The 18,349-nt window shown below is 39.1% G+C and carries 16 protein-coding genes, 1 tRNA gene and 2 pseudogenes; 8 read left to right on the top strand and 11 right to left on the bottom strand.

The genetic code is table 11. From position 1 onward, the window contains the following. Window positions 1–313 precede the first annotated feature (313 nt). From ribD to COCH_RS02590, 8 genes and pseudogenes are all read left to right on the top strand, one after another. Window positions 314–1,309, top strand: coding sequence for a bifunctional diaminohydroxyphosphoribosylaminopyrimidine deaminase/5-amino-6-(5-phosphoribosylamino)uracil reductase RibD (gene ribD, locus COCH_RS02625; RefSeq protein WP_015781812.1), 996 nt, complete (start codon window positions 314–316; stop codon window positions 1,307–1,309). A gap of 468 nt (window positions 1,310–1,777) precedes the next feature. Then, window positions 1,778–2,692, top strand: coding sequence for a hypothetical protein (locus COCH_RS02620; RefSeq protein WP_015781811.1), 915 nt, complete (start codon window positions 1,778–1,780; stop codon window positions 2,690–2,692). Between the two features lie 397 nt (window positions 2,693–3,089). Next, entirely contained in the window at window positions 3,090–4,247 is a 1,158-nt protein-coding gene (locus tag COCH_RS02615; protein WP_015781810.1) for a hypothetical protein, read from the top strand. Window positions 4,248–4,298: 51 nt separating this feature from the next. Next, complete coding sequence (locus tag COCH_RS02610; RefSeq protein WP_015781809.1) at window positions 4,299–5,453, top strand: carboxypeptidase-like regulatory domain-containing protein; 1,155 nt, start codon at window positions 4,299–4,301, stop codon at window positions 5,451–5,453. A gap of 33 nt (window positions 5,454–5,486) precedes the next feature. Continuing rightward, window positions 5,487–6,652, top strand: a pseudogene (locus COCH_RS02605) (carboxypeptidase-like regulatory domain-containing protein). Between the two features lie 4 nt (window positions 6,653–6,656). Next, entirely contained in the window at window positions 6,657–7,085 is a 429-nt protein-coding gene (locus COCH_RS02600) for a hypothetical protein (RefSeq protein WP_015781808.1), read from the top strand. 403 nt (window positions 7,086–7,488) lie between these two features. Continuing rightward, window positions 7,489–9,132, top strand: coding sequence for an Ig-like domain-containing protein (locus COCH_RS02595; protein ID WP_015781807.1), 1,644 nt, complete (start codon window positions 7,489–7,491; stop codon window positions 9,130–9,132). 253 nt (window positions 9,133–9,385) lie between these two features. Continuing rightward, a tRNA-Gln gene (locus COCH_RS02590) sits at window positions 9,386–9,456 on the top strand. Window positions 9,457–9,489: 33 nt separating this feature from the next. Here the strand turns inward: COCH_RS02590 and cls are convergent. From cls to COCH_RS02540, 11 genes and pseudogenes are all read right to left on the bottom strand, one after another. Beyond that, window positions 9,490–10,941, bottom strand: coding sequence for a cardiolipin synthase (gene cls / locus COCH_RS02585; protein ID WP_015781806.1), 1,452 nt, complete (start codon window positions 10,939–10,941; stop codon window positions 9,490–9,492). Beyond that, a complete protein-coding gene (locus tag COCH_RS02580; protein WP_015781805.1) occupies window positions 10,938–11,711 on the bottom strand; it encodes a (Fe-S)-binding protein in 774 nt (257 codons plus the stop codon). The genes cls and COCH_RS02580 overlap by 4 nt, the downstream gene beginning before the upstream one ends. 150 nt (window positions 11,712–11,861) lie before the next feature. Next, window positions 11,862–12,281 (bottom strand): LNS2 domain-containing protein, encoded by a 420-nt coding sequence (locus COCH_RS02575; RefSeq protein ID WP_015781804.1) that lies wholly within the window; start codon window positions 12,279–12,281, stop codon window positions 11,862–11,864. Between the two features lie 20 nt (window positions 12,282–12,301). Further along, on the bottom strand, window positions 12,302–13,132 hold the full coding sequence (locus tag COCH_RS02570; RefSeq protein WP_015781803.1) for a 1,4-dihydroxy-2-naphthoyl-CoA synthase: 831 nt from the start codon (window positions 13,130–13,132) through the stop codon (window positions 12,302–12,304). A gap of 236 nt (window positions 13,133–13,368) precedes the next feature. Next, entirely contained in the window at window positions 13,369–14,133 is a 765-nt protein-coding gene (locus COCH_RS02565) for a GNAT family N-acetyltransferase (RefSeq protein ID WP_015781802.1), read from the bottom strand. Window positions 14,134–14,382: 249 nt separating this feature from the next. Next, a pseudogene (locus COCH_RS12315) lies at window positions 14,383–14,586 on the bottom strand (DNA alkylation repair protein); the annotation flags it as partial. A gap of 297 nt (window positions 14,587–14,883) precedes the next feature. Next, a complete protein-coding gene (locus COCH_RS12150; protein WP_015781801.1) occupies window positions 14,884–15,039 on the bottom strand; it encodes a hypothetical protein in 156 nt (51 codons plus the stop codon). Next, window positions 15,017–15,610 (bottom strand): zeta toxin family protein, encoded by a 594-nt coding sequence (locus COCH_RS02555; protein ID WP_015781800.1) that lies wholly within the window; start codon window positions 15,608–15,610, stop codon window positions 15,017–15,019. Before COCH_RS02555 ends, COCH_RS12150 begins: the two co-directional genes overlap by 23 nt. A gap of 20 nt (window positions 15,611–15,630) precedes the next feature. After that, window positions 15,631–16,284, bottom strand: a complete 654-nt coding sequence (gene fsa, locus COCH_RS02550) for a fructose-6-phosphate aldolase (RefSeq protein ID WP_015781799.1) — start codon at window positions 16,282–16,284, stop codon at window positions 15,631–15,633. 76 nt (window positions 16,285–16,360) lie between these two features. Continuing rightward, entirely contained in the window at window positions 16,361–17,182 is an 822-nt protein-coding gene (locus COCH_RS02545) for an SDR family oxidoreductase (RefSeq protein ID WP_015781798.1), read from the bottom strand. A gap of 97 nt (window positions 17,183–17,279) precedes the next feature. Then, entirely contained in the window at window positions 17,280–18,308 is a 1,029-nt protein-coding gene (locus tag COCH_RS02540) for a diphosphomevalonate/mevalonate 3,5-bisphosphate decarboxylase family protein (RefSeq protein ID WP_009417175.1), read from the bottom strand. Between the last annotated feature and the right edge of the window lie 41 nt (window positions 18,309–18,349).

Below are 18,349 nucleotides of genomic sequence, written 5' to 3'. Positions count from 1 at the left end.
TTGAAGCGTTAGTTTTATCATTTGAAAAGTAGCATATACTGCAAAAAAGATGTTGGGTTTTCGGAAGATATCAAAAGGTATTAGGATAATATCGGAAAATACCGAGATAAAAGAAAACTATGAAAAAAGTGTACTTAGCTTATAGAAAGCTTATAGGAAGCTTATACGAATCTTGGAAGATAGATATAGAAATGCTATATAGATTGTTTATTTTCAATGGGTTATGAATTGTTAAAATTGTATAAAACATTTTGTCGTTTTTATACTTAGGAGTTATTTTATTATCTTTGCGCCAAAAGTTATTTTTTTTCTTATGACAACCTCAGAATTAACTATTGATGAGTGGTATATGCGTAGGTGCATTCAGTTGGCTTATAATGGCTTAGGAAGTACCTATCCGAACCCTATGGTAGGTAGTGTTATCGTATACGAAGGGCGTATCATAGGGGAGGGGTGGCACCAGAAAGCGGGTGAGGCACACGCTGAGGTACGGGCGATTACCTCGGTGAAGGATAAGAGTCTGCTACCGAAAAGTACAATTTACGTGAGTTTAGAGCCCTGTTGCCATTTTGGGAAAACGCCTCCGTGTGCTGACCTTATCATTGCTCACAAGATAGGGCGGGTAGTGATTGGTACTACCGACCCTTTTGCGAAAGTGCACGGCAAAGGGATTGAAAAACTGCGCAATGCAGGGTGTGAGGTGATAGTGGGGGTGTGTGAGGCTGAATGTAGGGAACTGAACAAGCGGTTTTTTACTTTTCACGAAAAACATCGCCCTTATATTATCCTAAAATGGGCTGAAACGCGCGATGGGTTTATAGCTCCCCTGCATAAAGAAGAGGTTGCTCCGCACTGGATTAGCGACGTTTATGCACGCCAGACAGCACACCAAATGCGCACTGAGGAACAGGGTATTGTGGTGGGAGTAGGAACGGTATTGGCGGATAATCCTTCGTTGGACAGCCGTAGCTGGTATGGGCGCAACCCTGTGAGGATAATAATTGACCCGAAGTTACGTAGTCCGAAGGAATTTGCGGTATGGAACGACCGTACAACTACTTTGTTTTTTACTGAAGAGACGTCTGTTCCGGAGATGATACACACTGATTTTTTCACGATAGATTTTAAGCATAAACCTTTGGAACAAATTTGTGCTAAACTGTATGAAATGAATTTACAAAGTATGATTGTGGAAGGAGGGGCTTATACATTACAACAGTTTATCGACGAAGGTTTATGGGACGAAGCGGTTGTATTTACGGGGGATATTTGCTTTGGAGAAGGGGTGAAAGCGCCTATTCTTAAGTAAAAGGTAAAAGGTAAAAGGTGCGAACCGCACGGGCGATTCTAGCACGACGGGCAGAGTGAGCTGTATGAGTAGGTAAAAGGTGCAAGCCACACAGGCGTAAAAGGAAAGGTAAAGTCAGCGAGGGCTCATAGTTGGGTATGTGAGTAAAAGGTAAAAAGAGGTAGAAATTGCCGGAGTTACTAAAAAACGGTGAAAGAAGGCTTGAGGTATATCGAATAAATGTTAAAAAAGGGGTGTTTTTAGGAGGAAAAGTGCTTTATGGCAAGATTTTTGATAGTAGAATTAGTATAAATATGATGTAAACAAGTGTGTCTTGCAGTGTTTTAGCACAATAGTTATTTTGTAAGGAGTGTAACACAGCACACATATTAAAAATAGCGTATAAGTCTTTGGCTTGGAAAGACTCGCGCAGGTTTTAGAAAGTACGAGTATTACAAACATAGATAATCTTCAAAATAATTATATACAATGAAAAGAGTTATTTTATTACTTTCGACAGTTGGCTTATTCACAGCTTGTGATAAAGGCGACGATTTACCACCTTCAGATCCTATCTATTTTGCAGATAAGATAGTGGAGACGACCCTACCTGCACAAGGTACCCAAACACAAACTACTGAAAATCTTTTTGAATATGAGAAAACCGCATTAGGCTTGGTACGCAAACACACAATAAAAGCGATAGATGGCACCGGTAGAACTGTGGAAAAAGTGTACGAGACTTCGTATGACGGGACTTTTCCTATCAAAACGGTTTACACAGAAGGCAATGTGAAAAAAGAGGAAGTTGTGTATGACAAGTATAGCAGTGAAAGAGGACGCTTGCTTAAGAAAACAACTACTGTGGTAGGCAAAGAGAGTTTACCAACCGTAGATGAGTATGAGTATGATGGTGGCAGGTTAAAAAAACATACTAAAAGTGAAAAGTTATCGGCTAATGTAACTAAGTATACAGTGGTAGTCTACAATCGTGAAGTACTCAATGAGATAAAGGCTGTAACAAGCGAATACACTGAAACGAGTGGAGTGAAGAGTACCGCTACCACTACTGCTACAGATACTTATGTGTTGAACTACAACGAAACGGTAAGAGAACACACTCACACGGCAGGTAATAAGACTTCGGTAACAACCTACCAGTATGATGGTAGAACTAATCCTTGGTTTTTGCATTTGTCTTATAGAGCTACTCACCCCGAAGTATTCTTAGATGAGCAATACGCCAGAAATAACATTACCAAGAAAACGGTAAAGGATTCTGGTACAACAGGACGTAGTTACGAGCAAGAAACCACTTATAGTTACTTTAAAACTGAATACCCTCTTAAAGCTACTGTAAAGGAAAACGGTAAAGAAGTAAAAACAATAGAATTCACATATTAGTTAGAGACTTTTACATTGTATTTGTGTTTGAAATTTCTTTCAGAAAAAGCTCCTATAAGAGGAGCTTTTTTCTTATTTAAGCCGTAGATTGTAGCACGATAGCCAGTGTGAGCCACACAGGCAAGTGCGAGCCGCACAGGCAACCGTAGTACGGTAGACAGTTTATGATTTTGGGTTTTGAGAAACTCGTGAAAATCTTTCTGCTTGGTGAGTTCGTAACTTTATACCATTTGTTTTTCGGTAGTAAAGGGAAAGAGATTTGTATTGGATAAGTTCAATAAAACATAAACCATAGTTTTTAGGGTATAGGGATATTTAGCAAAAGCTTGTCGTGCAAGGGTATATTATTTACTAATTATTACTATCTTTGGCGCAAAAATATAATAAAATAATTTATATGAAAGCAGTTGTATGTATAGCTTTGGTTTGTAGTCAATGCGTAGTGGCACAGCACACTACCTCAAAGTATCTTTTAGATAAAGATACCAAAGTTCCTTTACGGTCTGCTACTATCCATAATGCAAGTAACTATACTATCACTAATGATGACGGGCTTTTTGTATTCTATTCAGCCAACGATAGCGTAACTATAAAAATGTTAGGCTATGAAACCCTCAAAACTACTTTCAAAGCGCTGAGTCGTACAAAAGACACCTTGTACCTTACCCCAAAACCTTTTCAGTTAGACGAAGTAACCCTTTCTAACAAAAACATTATACAAGAAGCCTATAATCACGCTAGCACCAATTATCCTATGGAACCTTTTGTTGAAGATTTCTTTTTGCGTTGTGTGCTCAAACGCAATGGTGAACTCGTGAAAATAGAAGATTTCAGTGGGCGTATCAAGCGCGATAAATTATTAGGAGCCAAGAAAAATTTCACCTTTCAATTGCTAAATATGCGTAAATTTGGTATAGAAAAGAAAGGTATGCGAGCAGACGATTTTAATATCCCTTCCTTAAATGATGTTTTTCAATGGTGGAGCAATATTCTATTTTTAAATCAAGAAAACTATCATTTTTCACGACCTAAAACTGTAGATGAACAACATCAGAAGATAGAATATACACCTAAAAGCGAAGATGATTATCAAAAATCAATAGGATATTTTATCATCAATACTAATGATTATGCTATTAAAGAACGTATTTATAAAACCAACCCTAAAACTATTCATAAAATACCCTATACTAAAAAGCCTTTTATAAAGTATAGAACTATTGATTATTATTGTAAAAATAAGCTTGAGAAAGATGCTAAAAAAGGCAAGTATTTTATAGCCAATGCCATAGTTAACGCAAAAGTAGAAGGATATGTAGGCGAAGAAAGAATAGTATATGATGTAAGTTTCGAGCTCATTGTTACCCACCCTTTTTCAGACCTCAGTACTTTTAAAGCCAATGTAAATGGTAAAAAAGAACTGTTTAAATTAGAGGTGCCCTATAACAAAGAATTTTGGGAGACCCAAAACCAATTGCCTCTTACCAATGAAATGCGTAACTTTATCAATAAAGCTCATAACCAGAAAGAATATCGTGTAATCTCTAATTTTTAAAGGTACGTTATTTACTAATTATTACTACCTTTGGCGCAAAAATATAATAAAATGAAAACACTATTCTTGATCCTATTGTTCACAACTACTACCTTACACGCCCAAGTAGCTGAGCTTACCCTATTCGACGCTACTACTCATAAAGCTATTTCCAATGTCGAAGTGTATTATACCAACACGCTTAACGGCACTATTACTAACGAAGAAGGCAAGGCAAAAATTACCATAGAGAATGACACCCTTACCCTAAGCCATATAGGCTATGAAACTAAAAAGATTTTTACAGATAAAACCTTTGCCAAAGCAACCATTTATCTCAATCCTCAGGAAATACAACTTGAGGAAGTTGTGTTATACAATTTTGATTTAAAAAAGAAAGTAAAGTATGTTTTAGATAATTACTTCAAATTGTATGACACTAAGGCTAAAATATTAGAGTGTACCTATCGAGAAAAGATGATAAGAAATGATACCCTTACACGCCTCTATCAAGTGCAGTTAGATTGGTGGAGCAAAAGTTATCGTTATACTTCTTTCAAGCAACCTTTAGAAAAACTATTACAAATCCGACTTAAGAATATTGACTACTCTAAAATGTTAAGCCAAGAAGAAGTCGCGGCTCGTTCTGCTTATGTAGAAAGAAAACCAATGTTTATATATATTTTTGTGAACACCTATTTGTCATTTATAGATCAATTTGGTGAAAATATTGATATCAAAAAAGTAGAGAAAAATAAAGAGGTTACTAAAGTAACTTTTAACGCTGATATCGTTATCAATAAAAAGCTAAATCTAAAACTTGAAAACTCGGTATTGGTGTTTGACAATACTACCAATGCTGTGAGAAAAGTTATTTTTAACGACATACATCAAGGTATAAGTGATAAAATTTCTGAGAAAACTAAAGTTCCTTATAAGTCTATTACAGATAATTATCGTTTGGAACTCACTTTAACTGACTATAAAGGCAAACTACTATTTAGTTCTTATTATGTAAGACTCATAGGAGCTATTGAATACAAAGGAAAAAGAGATAAACTCTTTTTGGAACATAGTTTTTTGCGTACAGGAGTACAGAACAAACATATTAAAAAAGAGGATAGAATAGATATTCAAAAGTCTTTCCACGAATACATTACCCCTCATAAACAAGGTGAAGCCAAGTTTTTACTCACCAAAGAAGAACAAGATTTTATAAACCAATAGCCATAATATCTAAACATTTAATATAAGAAACTTATGAAATTAAAATTACATATAACAACAATTTTACTACTAATTTCTTTTCAATTTCTTGCTGCACAACAGAAGATTATAAATGTTTTGGATAACACAACCAAACAGCCTATTAGCAATGTGATCTATATCTGCCTAATCTTGAAAAAGGAACAATTACTAATGAAGAGGGTAAGGCAAAAATAGATTTTAGCATACAAGATAGCTTAATTGTAAGTTGTGTAGGTTATGCGACAAAGAAATTAGTTATAAATAAAGACACTTCTCTTAGCACTCTGTATTTAACTCCTGAAGAAATTGTGCTTGATGAGGTAGTTATTTATAATTTTGATTTAAAAAAACAAGTAGGATACGTGTTAGATAATTATAAAAAACTCTATGAAACTAATGCTAAAACATTAGAATGTACTTATAGAGAAAAGTTTATAAGAAATGATACCCTTACACGGCTTTATCAAGTACAATTAGATTGGTGGTTTAAACAATATCTATATATCCCACAAGAAACATTAGATAAACAGTTGGCTGTTGCACTCAAAAATACTGATTATTCTCACATAAAGAATGATAAGAATAAAACTACGCAAGGAGCTTTTTTAGATCCTAAAAACCTATTTCAATTTCTTTACCCCAATAGTTATCTATCTTTCATAAAATATTATGGAGAGAATATTGAAATTAAAAAAGTTGAAAAGAATGCTGATTACACCAAAGTAACTTTTAATGCAGACATTGTTATCAAAAAAGAGCTCAGTCTTAAATTAACTAATTCGGTTATTTATTTTGATAATCACACTAATGCAGTGAAACGTATTGTTTTTAATGATACCAAGCGTTCTGTAAGTGAAAATGTTTCAAAGGAAAGCAAAATTCCCTTTAAATCTATCTCAGATAATTTCTCCTTAGACATTACTTTCAGTAATTATAAGAACAAATTATTGTTTAGCAGTCTTTATGTAAAAGCTAAAGGAGGTATTGAATATAATAACAAAAGGGATAATCTTCAAACAGAACAATCTTTCTTGCGTACAGGTGTAACAAAAGGACAAATAAAAAAGAATGACAGAATAGAGGTTGAAAAACCTTTCTTTGAATACGTTACCCCTCATAAACAAGGTGAAGCCAAGTTTTTACTCACCAAAGAAGAACAAGATTTTATAAACCAATAGCCTTATGCTCACTACTGAGAAATTTCCAGAATTTTACAAGCATTACCCTGCGTTGTTTCACGCTTATTTTCCTACTGTAAGTGCGGAAACCTTGCACTTGCTCTGTAAAGCGGGTTATACCTATTACAATACGGTGCTTTGTTTAGACGCCTTAGTAGACGAGGGCGATACAAAAGCATTGGTAGAGATGCTTGCCTTGCAAGAAGAAACAATTAAAATCCTCACGAGTATTTACGGTTATAAATCGCCCTTTTGGGAACTATGGCAACAGCGTAAAGCAGAGTACTTTAAGGCTATACAAACCGAAAAACGCCTGCTTACTACCCCTGAGGTATCGTTTGAACAATACAGTAGCTTAGCAGATGACAAGTCGGCTTTTGGCAAAATAGCTATAGATAGCCTTTGGATACAAAGCAACACTTTAACAGAATAGACAATTTGCAGATGAAATACTTTGCGGTTTTTTTGTTAAAAAAACACTTTTACCTGCATTTTGTTCAAAAAAAATCAGCCTTTTTTACCCATCTGATATTCAGTTTTCTAACGCCTTTCCTTCGCCTTAGCTTCGGTTTAGATTCGCCTTAGGTTCGTCTTACCTTCGGTTAAAGTAGCTAAAAAGTAAAATATAAAAATAAAGACAATATATTGACTATTATATATTTATAGTTTTTAAAAAGTTTTAAGATACTCAGCTCTTAAATCTGAAAAAAACGCAAGCATTTAACAAGTATTAACATTTTTATTAATGGATAGATTTGTCAGTGTACTATTAGCTGAATTTGCCAATTCACTAATTATTTACTACTTTTGCAAAAAATTACCTTGTAACTCATTATATGAAACATAGATTCCCCATACTGCTCACTATATTCATCGCCTTACTGCTGTGGCAGTGCGCCCGTCGTGGTTCGCCCACAGGAGGTCCCAAAGATACTACTGCACCTGTCCTTTTGCAGTCGGTGCCAAGGTCGGGAGCAATGAAGTTCTACGGCAAGAAAATACGTTTGCAGTTCGATGAGTTTGTGGTTACCAAAGACGTGCGCAAACAGCTTATCATCTCCCCCCCGATGAAAACCTTCCCTACTATTTCGCCTACTTCAGCTTCGAAATGGTTGGAAATAAACATTATCGATACCCTAAAACCCAATACTACCTACGTGCTGAACTTCGGCAATAGCATTCAGGATTACAACGAAGGCAATCCTTTGTCCGATTTTAAATACGTGTTTTCCACTGGCGATGCGCTCGACTCGCTTTGGTATGAAGGTGATATTGCCGATGCCATTGCCCCTAAACCCGATAACTTTGTAACGGTGATGCTCTACCCTTATAATGAGCAGTATAACGATTCGCTCGTGTACAAAACGCAACCTACTTACGTTACTAATACGCTCGATAGTCTCGATAGCTTTGTGCTCGAATACCTCAAAGAAGGCAAATACAAGCTCATTGCGCTGAAAGAGAAGAGTGCCAACTATCTGTTCAATCCCAAAGACGACAAAATTGCCTTTATGGAAGAACCTATCACCGTCGCCGATTTGAAGGGGAATCCACAGGGTTTCTACCCCAAATTGCGCTTGTTCAAAGAAGTGCCCCCTTATAAAGCACACCGCCCTACACAAGTGGCGGGTAACCATATACAGTTTGGCTTCGAAGGTAAAACCGATAGTGTGAGCATCAAGCCGATATCACCGGTGAGTAAAGATTTTAAGTATATCGTCTCCAAAGACCCCAAGAAAGATACGCTCAACCTGTGGTATAGCCCTAAACAGAAGGATTCTTTGGTATTTACAGTAGCAAAACAGAAAAAAATTGATACGTTTAAAGTCCGTATAAAGGAAATGAAGAACGACAGTTTGCAGATAGAGAACCTTTTTTCGGGTGATTTGCCGATGTACAAAGACTTTGGTTTTAGGAGTAATATCCCCATAGTAAAGACCGATAGCACTAAGCTAAAAGTGTTTGCAGGCAAAGATTCTACGGCGATAGCTGTTCCGTTTAAAACGCAATTAGCCCCTAATCGCTTAGAATACTATGTGCTATTCGATAAAAAGAATGACGAGACCTACCGCATAGAAGCACTCCCTAATGCGCTCACCGACTTTTTTGGACATACGAACGATACCCTAAAAGTAAACCTACATACCAAAAAACTCGAAGAAGTAGCCATCTTTAAGTTGCACCTCAACACCGATGAGAAGACCTTGCAATACCCTGTTATTTTGCAACTCACCAATGAAAAAGCTACCGAGGTAGTGAGAGAGCTTTATGTTGAAAAACCACAAGAGCAATACCTGTTCGAGAACGTAAACCCCAGTAAGTTCCGCTTACGCCTGATAGAGGACAAGAATGCTAATCGAGAGTGGGACACAGGTAGTTTCCTTGAACAACGCCAGCCCGAGCGAGTCTGGTATTTCCCACAACTCATAGAACTTCGCGCCAACTGGGAAGTAGAAGAAACTTGGAGTATTAACGAATGACAAAAGCCTCATTGCGCAGCAATGAGGCTTTTTAGTGAGTGTAGTTCAGATGAAGGAATACGAAAGAAGAATGGGAAGGATTCAGTGCTTTTACTTGTTAAAAAATAGAATACTATCAGAAGAGAACTGTGATTAACTGCTTAATTATAAAGTATTTTATTTGTTTCTAATAGATTTTTCGTAAAAAAACTATTAAAAAATTTGCAGATTAGAAAAATAGCAGTACCTTTGCACCGCAAAAATGAAATGTGATTGGTCTATGGTGTAATGGTAACACAGCAGATTTTGGTTCTGTTATTCTAGGTTCGAGTCCTAGTAGACCAACGAAAGGCTTCCTATAAGGAAGCCTTTTTTGTTTTACAAGAAGGGTGAAAACAACCGCACGATACGTTCTATAAGCTGTTTGAACTTACTTCGCTTTTCCCACGCTTCTAACCTTAAAAAACTTGCGTCTTCTAAATCCTTATAGAAAATCCTGCGCAAATCACCTGCAACTTCTTTGTTGTACACTAAGGCATTCACTTCAAAGTTAAGGTCGAAACTGCGCGCATCAAGGTTAGCTGTCCCTACTGAGGCTACTTCGCCGTCTATCACAAAAGTCTTGGCGTGTACAAAGCCCTTTTCGTATCGGTAGATTTCTACCCCTGCCTTTAGCAGTTCTTCAAAAAACGACTCGCTAGCCGTATGCACAAACACCGAATCGCCTTCTTTTGGTACAAGTAATTTCACCTCTACCCCGCTAAGTGCCGCAATGATGAGGGCTTCTTGTAGCGAAGTGTCGGGAATAAAATAAGGAGTGGTAATCAGGATTTCACGCTTGGCAGCGTAGATGAGTTGTACGGTAGCGAAGAGAATGTTAGATAAGTCAGAATCTGCACCGCTAGAGACGATTTGTGTAAAATAATCGGTAGGGTAGGGCTGTGTGACTATGGGAAAGTAAGGTGCATCGATAGCTACGTTTTCCTCACTGCAAAAATTCCAATCTTGTAAGAATACTGCTTGCAATACGTGAGCTGAGTAACCTCGTACTTTTAGGTGAGTATCCCGCCAATAGAGGGCATTAGGCTCATTGTTGTTGTACTTATCACTGATATTGATGCCTCCTACGAAAGCGGTATAGCCGTCCACCACCACTATCTTGCGGTGGTTGCGGTAGTTCATACGGTTAGCGAGTTTTACAAAGTTGATTTTGTAAAAAGGGAAAGCAGGCACACCATTGGCTAAGAGTTCTTTTACTATATTCTTGCGAATGCCCTGACTTCCGAAATCATCATAAATAAAGCGCACTTCTACCCCTGCCCGCACTTTCTCAATAAGAATATTTTTAATGGCATTGCCTATGTGGTCATTCTCGTAGATGTAATACTCTATATGAATATGGTGCTTTGCTGTGCGTAGGGCGTCGAGTAGTTCAGGGAAGAGGTTTTCGCCGTTGCATATCACCTTTACCTCTTCGTTAGGGATAATAGAGAGGCGTTCTTCTATGTTCGAGAGGAAGCGTAAACTCTTTTCATAGGGAGTGATGAAGGCAGTATCAAGCGAGTTTAGATGGGCACGTATCTGCGGATAGATATGTTCTAATCGCTGACGAAAGGATTGGTCGATAGTGAGCTTTTTGTGGTATATTTTATGCTTGCGATAGTTGATACCAAATGAGAAGTAAAAGATAGCCCCCAATATAGGCACAAAGATAACCAAGAGCAAGTATGCTAAGGCTTTACTCACCGAACGGGTGTCCCACACGATGCGCAAACAAATAGCGATTATCAGTAGGACGTAGAGGATTTCATAGAGCAGAAGGAACTTCATTTTTCACTGTTCTCAAGTAATTCTGCGATGTCGTATACTTTTACTTGTGTTTCTTTGTTTTTTGTCTTTATACCATCGGTCATCATAGTATTACAAAAGGGACAAGCGGTAGCGATGATATTGGGGTGCACTTCAAGGGCTTGCTCAGTGCGCAAAACATTGATATCCTTATCGCCTTTTTCAGCTTCTTTGAACATCTGAGCGCCTCCCGCTCCACAACAAAGAGCACGTGCCTTGCAACTCTTCATCTCTACCAAATCAGCATCGAGTTTTTGTAAGAGTTCACGCGGGGCATTGTACACCTTGTTGGCTCTGCCCAAATAACAAGGGTCGTGAAAGACGATGCGTTTACCTTTAAAAGCACCGTCCTCAATGGTAAGTCGGCCTTCCTGCACCAAAGTTTTGAGCAATTCGGTATGATGGAGGACTTCATAGTGTCCGCCTAAGGCAGGGTATTCGTTTTTAAGAGTATTGAAACAGTGTGGACAAGCAGTTACTATCTTAGTAATATGGTAGCTGTTCAGCACTTTGATATTCGTCATTGCCTGCATTTGGAAGAGAAATTCGTTACCTGCACGCTTGGCAGGGTCGCCGGTACAGCTCTCTTCGGTACCGAGTACGGCAAAGCGCACCCCTGCTTTTTGCAAGAGGTGGGCAAAGGCTTTAATAATAGGTTTAGCTCTGTCGTCAAAACTACCAGCACAGCCTACCCAGAAGAGTACTTCGGGGGTTTCGCCGCGAGCTGAGAGTTCTGCCATTGTTGGAATCATAATAATCTAATTTGAAAATTAGCAAATTTGGAAATTAGCAAATTTGGTATGAGTTGTATGAGCTGTAATTTGTCGATTTGGTGCGAGCCGCACGGGCTGTAATTTGTCAATTTGTCGATTTGTCAATTTGGCACGAGCTACAAGCTCGCACTAATCATTAAACACTTCTACGGTTTCTTCTTTGAGGACAAAATCGGTGAATTTGCCCTTGTAGCGGGTAGCTTTTACGATGTGATTGTCTATCCAATGATAGTTGCCTCCGCGAGGTTTGCCAAAGATGATGCCGTGATACTTAAAGCCGTGCTTTTTGAGCCATTGCTCAGTAACCTTACGGTGTGCTTCGGTGCGTGAGGTGAAAAAGTAAATCACGTGACCTTCATCATACCATTTGTTTACTTGTGCTAAGGCATCGGGAAATACCTCGGCAGTAGCCATTCGCTCGGGTTCTTCATTGGGGATATCCTCGCCTACCGTACCATCAATATCGATGAGGTAGTTTTTCACTCCCTCTGGCAATATAGGATTTTTATTGCCTTGAGCATCTTCATTTAAGGTAAATTTTTCAGTCATAATATTGAATTAGCAAATTGTTAAGGAATCCATTTCTTTTCGAAGTTAGGTTTGCGTTTTTCGAGGAAGGCATCGCGTCCTTCTTTGGCTTCATCGGTCATATATGCTAAACGGGTGGCTTCACCTGCGAATACTTGTTGCCCAACCATACCGTCATCGGTGAGGTTCATAGCGAATTTCAGCATTTTGATAGAGGTAGGCGATTTAGCCATTATCTCTTGCGCCCACTCAAAAGCGGTAGCTTCGAGCTCGTCGTGAGGGACTACGGCGTTTACCATTCCCATCTCGAAAGCCTCTTGAGCAGAATAGTTGCGCCCCAAGAAGAAGATTTCGCGGGCTTTCTTCTGTCCGACCATTTTGGCGAGATAAGCCGACCCATAACCAGCATCAAAACTCGTTACATCGGCATCGGTTTGTTTGAAAATAGCGTGTTCTTTGCTGGCAAGGGTAAGATCGCATACCACGTGCAATGAGTGTCCGCCCCCTACTGCCCAACCGGGCACAACTGCTATCACCACTTTGGGCATAAAGCGAATAAGGCGTTGCACTTCGAGGATATTGAGACGGTGGTAGCCATCGTCGCCTACATACCCCTGATGACCACGCGCTTTTTGGTCGCCACCACTGCAAAAACTCCATACGCCATCTTTGGGAGAGGGACCTTCGGCAGAAAGTAAAACGGCGCCTATGTTGATATCTTCATAGGCATCTTTGAACGCGTCGAGCAGTTCGGCGGTAGTTTTAGGGCGAAAAGCATTGCGCACTTCGGGACGGTTAAAGGCGATACGCGCTACGCCGTCACATTTTTTATACGTAATATCTTCGTATTCTTTTACGGTTGTCCAGTTCATATAATTGAAAAGTGAGAAATGAAAAGTGAAAAATTATTTAGGGGGCAAAGGTAGTAATAATTTGTCAATTAGCCAATTTGTAGATTGTCAATTATTTTGTACCTTTGAGAAAAAAAACAAGAAGTATTATGAACTCAATTGTATTACAAGCAACGATTAATGAAGTCGATTATCCTATTTTTTTAGGATTGTAATTCTGATGATGAAAAAGTAATTTATTTGATGAGACTTGGAAGTCATTCAGAGTTATTTAAAATGTAAGGTTTTACTATTGATTCATCTATTCTTTTGCTAATTAATTCTCTCAACTTCTTCAAAGATTTCTGTTGCTTACCCTGCGAGTCGAAATTCTCAGGGCAGAGCCATTGTTCAAGAATACATTTATTGTCAGTCCATTCCTTATCTATCATAGCAAACCAAGCGGTGTCGCGTGAACGCCCTTTGTAAACCACTGCCTGCCTGAATGTGCCCTCATACACAAAGCCCAAGCGTTCCGCAGCACGGCGCGAAGGTGCATTAAGGCTGTCACACTTCCATTCGTAACGCCTATATTGGAGGACTTCAAACACATATTTCGCCAACAAATACTGTGCTTCTGTAGCCATACGCGTACGCTGTAAAGCCGGCGAATAGATAACCCATCCCACTTCTATCACTCTATTTTTAGGGTCTATACGCATTAGAGAGAGCGTACCCACGGCTTTTCGTGTTTGCTTATCTACAATTGTCAGAAAATAAGGGTCAGCAGAGGCTTCCTGCTCAGTGAGTAAAGCGTGCAACTCCTCTTTATCCTTCATAGGAGCTATAGGTAGATACGTCCAATCAGGTATTACGGCATTGGCTTCCAAATAGAAATCACTCAAATCGTCTAAATGTTTCTCTACAGAAAGAGGTTCCAATAGACAATAATTTCCCTTTAAAAGAGTTATATGAGGGGGTTCTCCTACTGAAAAATCAGGTAATGCCTCCCCTATGGGTTGATGATACTCGTTTGTGGTCATTGTGTAATTTGTTAATTAGTATATTTGCCAATTGACACATTTTTATTAGTTAATTATAATCAGTTGATACGCCAAGCATTTGTCTACTACTTCCTCGACGGTGGGGTCGTCATAGTGCGGGCGTTGTAGTTTTCCGGATAGAATAACAACGAACTGCCTTCAGGGTGAGGTACATTGCTATCAAATAGCTCTATTAGTTCCTCTTGGCGGTCGTCATCGTCTTCTTCTATGATTTGGTATTAAGTGTATGAGTTGCTTAAACAAAGGATCATAGAGGTCAGTATTTGCATATTTTTCGTATAACAATGCTCCTATAAGTCTAATAGTATTCTGTGAATGGTCTATTGCTAACCATTCGGTAAGATTTACCGTTTCTATGCTGCCCGCACTTAGTAGCGAAAGTACTTCGGCAGGGATATCTACCGCCTTTTGAGCCCCTTTCCTGTTTTTAATGTCTTAGGTCATAAACTTAATTAATGTGAGTTCGTTGTAAGAAATATATAGTTAAACATTTATTAATCAAATAAATAAACAGCTTCGCTGTTTTTTAGCTCTCGCACGGATTACACGAATCACACGAATTTAACACGGATAGTCTTTCAATTGATAACTAACAAATATAATATGCACGGATAGGTAGCTGGCGCTGCTGGATTTACACAGATTGTAATGCAAATATAATTGTAAATCAGTGTTTTGTTATATCGAACTGACGTTAATTAATGTGTTAATTGATACTTTTGCTAATTCCTATGGAGTGATAGTTACGATTTTTCCCTCGCGGCGCACCACAATCTTTTGGTTATTCTTGCGTTTTTCGGCAATCATTCGCTCATAAGCAAGGTCTAAACCTTTTAAAAGTTTGTCTTTTAGACTTTCTTTTTTAGTTATTTCCTCTTTCATCATTATTTTTCATCAAGTTAAACTTGTCGTTGTTATAAATTACTATATCCTTATGCCTTTCCTTTTGAGCTATAAGTTCCTTTCTCCCTTCTGAATTATCAAATATATAACAAATATCTACTATATCTATATAGATAGTAAAGAGATTGGCAATGCCGTTATAATATCTTCTTTCAATGGTTTCTAAGGGAATACTATGACCTCCTTCAGCAACTCGCTGGGCGACCCGTTCTTTAGCTATATTGGGTGAGTCTAACCAAAAGAACAACAGCGTAACCTCATAGCCATTAGCTTGTGCCCATTCTATTTTTTGCTTATAGCTTTTAGTAGCCAAAGTAGTTTCGAAGGCAAAAGTTTCTCCTTTTTGCAATAATTCGTCCATACGAGCGAGCATTATTCGCCCTGCTTGCATAGCCACACTTTCGGGCTGGAAAGGCGATAGTCCCTTAGCGATTTCGTCGGCATTGATAAACTCTTTGCAGCCAAGTATTTCGGGCAAAATAGTAAAGGAAGCTGTTGTTTTTCCCGCTCCATTACACCCTGCTATGATATATAGTTTTGGGAGTTTAGACATAATTAAAAGTATATTGCTAATTATCCCAATTTCTTTGCATCAGCTAAGAATTGAGCTAAGCCACTGTCGGTAAGAGGGTGTTTGAGAAGCCCTGTGATAGCCGAAAGAGGTGCAGTAATGACATCGGCACCTATTTTAGCACATTCGAGTATGTGCATTGTGTGACGGACAGAAGCAGCAAGGATTTGTGTCTCAAAGTTATAGTTATCGTAAATGAGACGTATGTCCTCGATGAGCGAAAGTCCGTCGGTTGAGATATCGTCGAGTCTACCGATGAAAGGCGACACATAAGTAGCGCCTGCTTTGGCTGCCAAAAGTGCCTGTCCTGCTGAGAATACCAGCGTACAGTTGGTACGGATACCCTTATCGGTGAAATATTTAATGGCTTTGATACCGTCTTTTATCATTGGTACTTTTACCACGATTTGAGGATGAAGGGCAGCGAGTTCTTCGCCTTCGCGCACAATACCTTCAAAATCGGTGGCGATTACTTCGGCAGAAACATCGCCTTCTACGATAGTGCAGATATCAGTATAATGTTTTAGTATCGCCTCTTTGCCGGTGATACCTTCTTTTGCCATTAACGACGGATTAGTGGTTACGCCGTCTAACACGCCCAAATCTTGGGCTTCTTGAATTTGCGATAAATTCGCTGTATCGATAAAAAATTTCATAATGTTATTTTATAATTGATAATTGACAATTGACAATTAATGTTGTTCAACTTTGGCAAAGTGTGTGACGCAGTGGTTAATTGCCTGTGCGATTTGCACCTAATTGATAGTGTTTCATCAGCATTTTCTCGTAGGATTTGCTCGGCAAGAGTCGTTTGAGGACAATGGAGAACTTCTGCAAGAAACTACCTTGTTTGTAATGCACTTTTGGGTGTTTGGTATTGATGACTTTTAGTATTTTGTCTGCCATTTCTTTGGGGTCGCCACCACTATCGACGTGCTCGTTCATCAGACGGAGTTGTTTTTCATAGACTTCAGCATAAGGAGAACCTTCGTTTACAGGGGTGTGATAACGGCGAGAAGCGATATCGGTAGCATAATCGCCTGGGGAAATGGTACAGACTTCTATACCAAAAGACTTAACTTCCATACGTAGAGCTTCACTCATCAGGAGGAGAGCGCCTTTGCTGGCTGAATAAGCCCCACGAAAAGGCAAGCCCATATAGCCTGCAATAGAGGCAATATTGATGATACGTCCGCTTCCCTGAGAGCGCATTGCTGGGAGAACTTGCTGTATCACAGTTATAGCACCATAGAGATTGGTAGCGAAAACGTTGTGCAACTGCTCAGCGGGGAGTTCTTCTACCGCACCCGTAACACCTACACCTGCATTATTGATGAGTATATCGATGCGACCTACTTCGGAGAGGATTTGCTGCACCGCTTCTTTGATAGAAGCTTCGTTTCGCACGTCCATTGGCAAGAGACGAAAAGGCAAGTTTTTACCTTCTACATTGCGTGCTGTTCCGTAGACCAAAAAGCCTTTGGAGGCAAGTAGCAAGGCGGTTTCTTTGCCTATGCCCGATGTAGCACCAGTGATGAGAACAGTTTTGTTCATTCGTTTAAGAAATTTGTGCAAAGGTAGGAATAATTTGCCAATTAGCAAATATGTGAATTATCAAAAAAAGGCTAAAACCAACGGAGAAGAAATCGGGTTAAATAGTGGCTACTTCGTCGTGAATATATTGTCGTCCTTCACAAAATTGAGCTAATTCCTCTTCTATAAACCATTTTACTTCCGTAGTAGAAGTTTTAGGGTATAACAGATGTACATTAGCCCCTGCATCGAGCGTAAAACAAAGTGGGATATTTGTTTCTTTACGATATTGCCATATGCGCTGAATCACTTCTAACGTATTGGGGCGCATCAGAATAAAGTATGGAATACTGGTTTGCATCATTGCGTGCAGAGTGAGAGCTTCACTTTCCACTACTTCTATGAAACGCTCTACATCACCGGAAGCAAAACTTCTGACAAGTTTATTGATATTCTCATTGGCTTGTGCAAAACGCGCCTCAGCAAAAGGGTGACCGTGCATTAGGTTATGACCTACGGTACTGCTGACTTGCTTCTGACCTCTATCGATGAGCAAAATAGTATCTTGATAATTTTGAAAAACTTCGTGAACGGGTAGGGGATAGGGTATACTATATTCATCGGAACTTCCTATAATGGCAGGGTGTTCGCCCCATACTACTATACTGCCTCGCACACTTCGGCAGGCACTACCCGAACCCAAGCGCGCCAAGAAAGAGGCTTTTTGCCAAAAAGCTTCTTCTGCATAAGTTTCTCCTAACTCTTTAGAAATCTGCATTAAGCATACCGAGAGGGCAGCCATTGCGCTTGCAGAAGACGCAATACCACTGCTATGAGGGAAAGAATTATGTGAGGCAATGCTAAAATGATAGTCCTTTAAGAAAGGCAAGTAAGCTACAATCCGCTCGAAGAAAGTATGGATTTTAGGGTGAAAAGAAGGTTTGGGTTGTCCTTCAAAGCTAAAATCGAATGAAAAGGGTTCGCCTGAGGCAATAGAAGACTCACTCCTACGTTCATATTCAATAGAAGTTTCGGTATAACAATGTGTGAGTGTAAAGCTGATAGAAGGGTTCGCAGGGAGCTGTTCTCCCTTCTTGCCCCAATACTTTACTAAGGCTATATTACTTGGTGCTTTGAAAGAAATCATATTTAGGCAATAGGACTTAGTCCATAGGCGTTAGGGTATAG

The organism is Capnocytophaga ochracea DSM 7271, assembly GCF_000023285.1.
GTDB classification, from domain to species: domain Bacteria; phylum Bacteroidota; class Bacteroidia; order Flavobacteriales; family Flavobacteriaceae; genus Capnocytophaga; species Capnocytophaga ochracea.
This window is presented reverse-complemented; position numbering and strand designations above follow the sequence as displayed.

What these genes read in the sequence shown, in the direction of transcription:
- ribD (WP_015781812.1), top strand. Translation starts at nt 314, where the DNA reads ATGACAACCTCAGAATTAACTATTGATGAGTGGTATATGCGTAGGTGC.
- COCH_RS02620 (WP_015781811.1), top strand. Translation starts at nt 1,778, where the DNA reads ATGAAAAGAGTTATTTTATTACTTTCGACAGTTGGCTTATTCACAGCT.
- COCH_RS02615 (WP_015781810.1), top strand. Translation starts at nt 3,090, where the DNA reads ATGAAAGCAGTTGTATGTATAGCTTTGGTTTGTAGTCAATGCGTAGTG.
- COCH_RS02610 (WP_015781809.1), top strand. Translation starts at nt 4,299, where the DNA reads ATGAAAACACTATTCTTGATCCTATTGTTCACAACTACTACCTTACAC.
- COCH_RS02600 (WP_015781808.1), top strand. Translation starts at nt 6,657, where the DNA reads ATGCTCACTACTGAGAAATTTCCAGAATTTTACAAGCATTACCCTGCG.
- COCH_RS02595 (WP_015781807.1), top strand. Translation starts at nt 7,489, where the DNA reads ATGAAACATAGATTCCCCATACTGCTCACTATATTCATCGCCTTACTG.
- cls (WP_015781806.1), bottom strand. Translation starts at nt 10,941, where the DNA reads ATGAAGTTCCTTCTGCTCTATGAAATCCTCTACGTCCTACTGATAATC.
- COCH_RS02580 (WP_015781805.1), bottom strand. Translation starts at nt 11,711, where the DNA reads ATGATTCCAACAATGGCAGAACTCTCAGCTCGCGGCGAAACCCCCGAA.
- COCH_RS02575 (WP_015781804.1), bottom strand. Translation starts at nt 12,281, where the DNA reads ATGACTGAAAAATTTACCTTAAATGAAGATGCTCAAGGCAATAAAAAT.
- COCH_RS02570 (WP_015781803.1), bottom strand. Translation starts at nt 13,132, where the DNA reads ATGAACTGGACAACCGTAAAAGAATACGAAGATATTACGTATAAAAAA.
- COCH_RS02565 (WP_015781802.1), bottom strand. Translation starts at nt 14,133, where the DNA reads ATGACCACAAACGAGTATCATCAACCCATAGGGGAGGCATTACCTGAT.
- COCH_RS12150 (WP_015781801.1), bottom strand. Translation starts at nt 15,039, where the DNA reads ATGATGAAAGAGGAAATAACTAAAAAAGAAAGTCTAAAAGACAAACTT.
- COCH_RS02555 (WP_015781800.1), bottom strand. Translation starts at nt 15,610, where the DNA reads ATGTCTAAACTCCCAAAACTATATATCATAGCAGGGTGTAATGGAGCG.
- fsa (WP_015781799.1), bottom strand. Translation starts at nt 16,284, where the DNA reads ATGAAATTTTTTATCGATACAGCGAATTTATCGCAAATTCAAGAAGCC.
- COCH_RS02545 (WP_015781798.1), bottom strand. Translation starts at nt 17,182, where the DNA reads ATGAACAAAACTGTTCTCATCACTGGTGCTACATCGGGCATAGGCAAA.
- COCH_RS02540 (WP_009417175.1), bottom strand. Translation starts at nt 18,308, where the DNA reads ATGATTTCTTTCAAAGCACCAAGTAATATAGCCTTAGTAAAGTATTGG.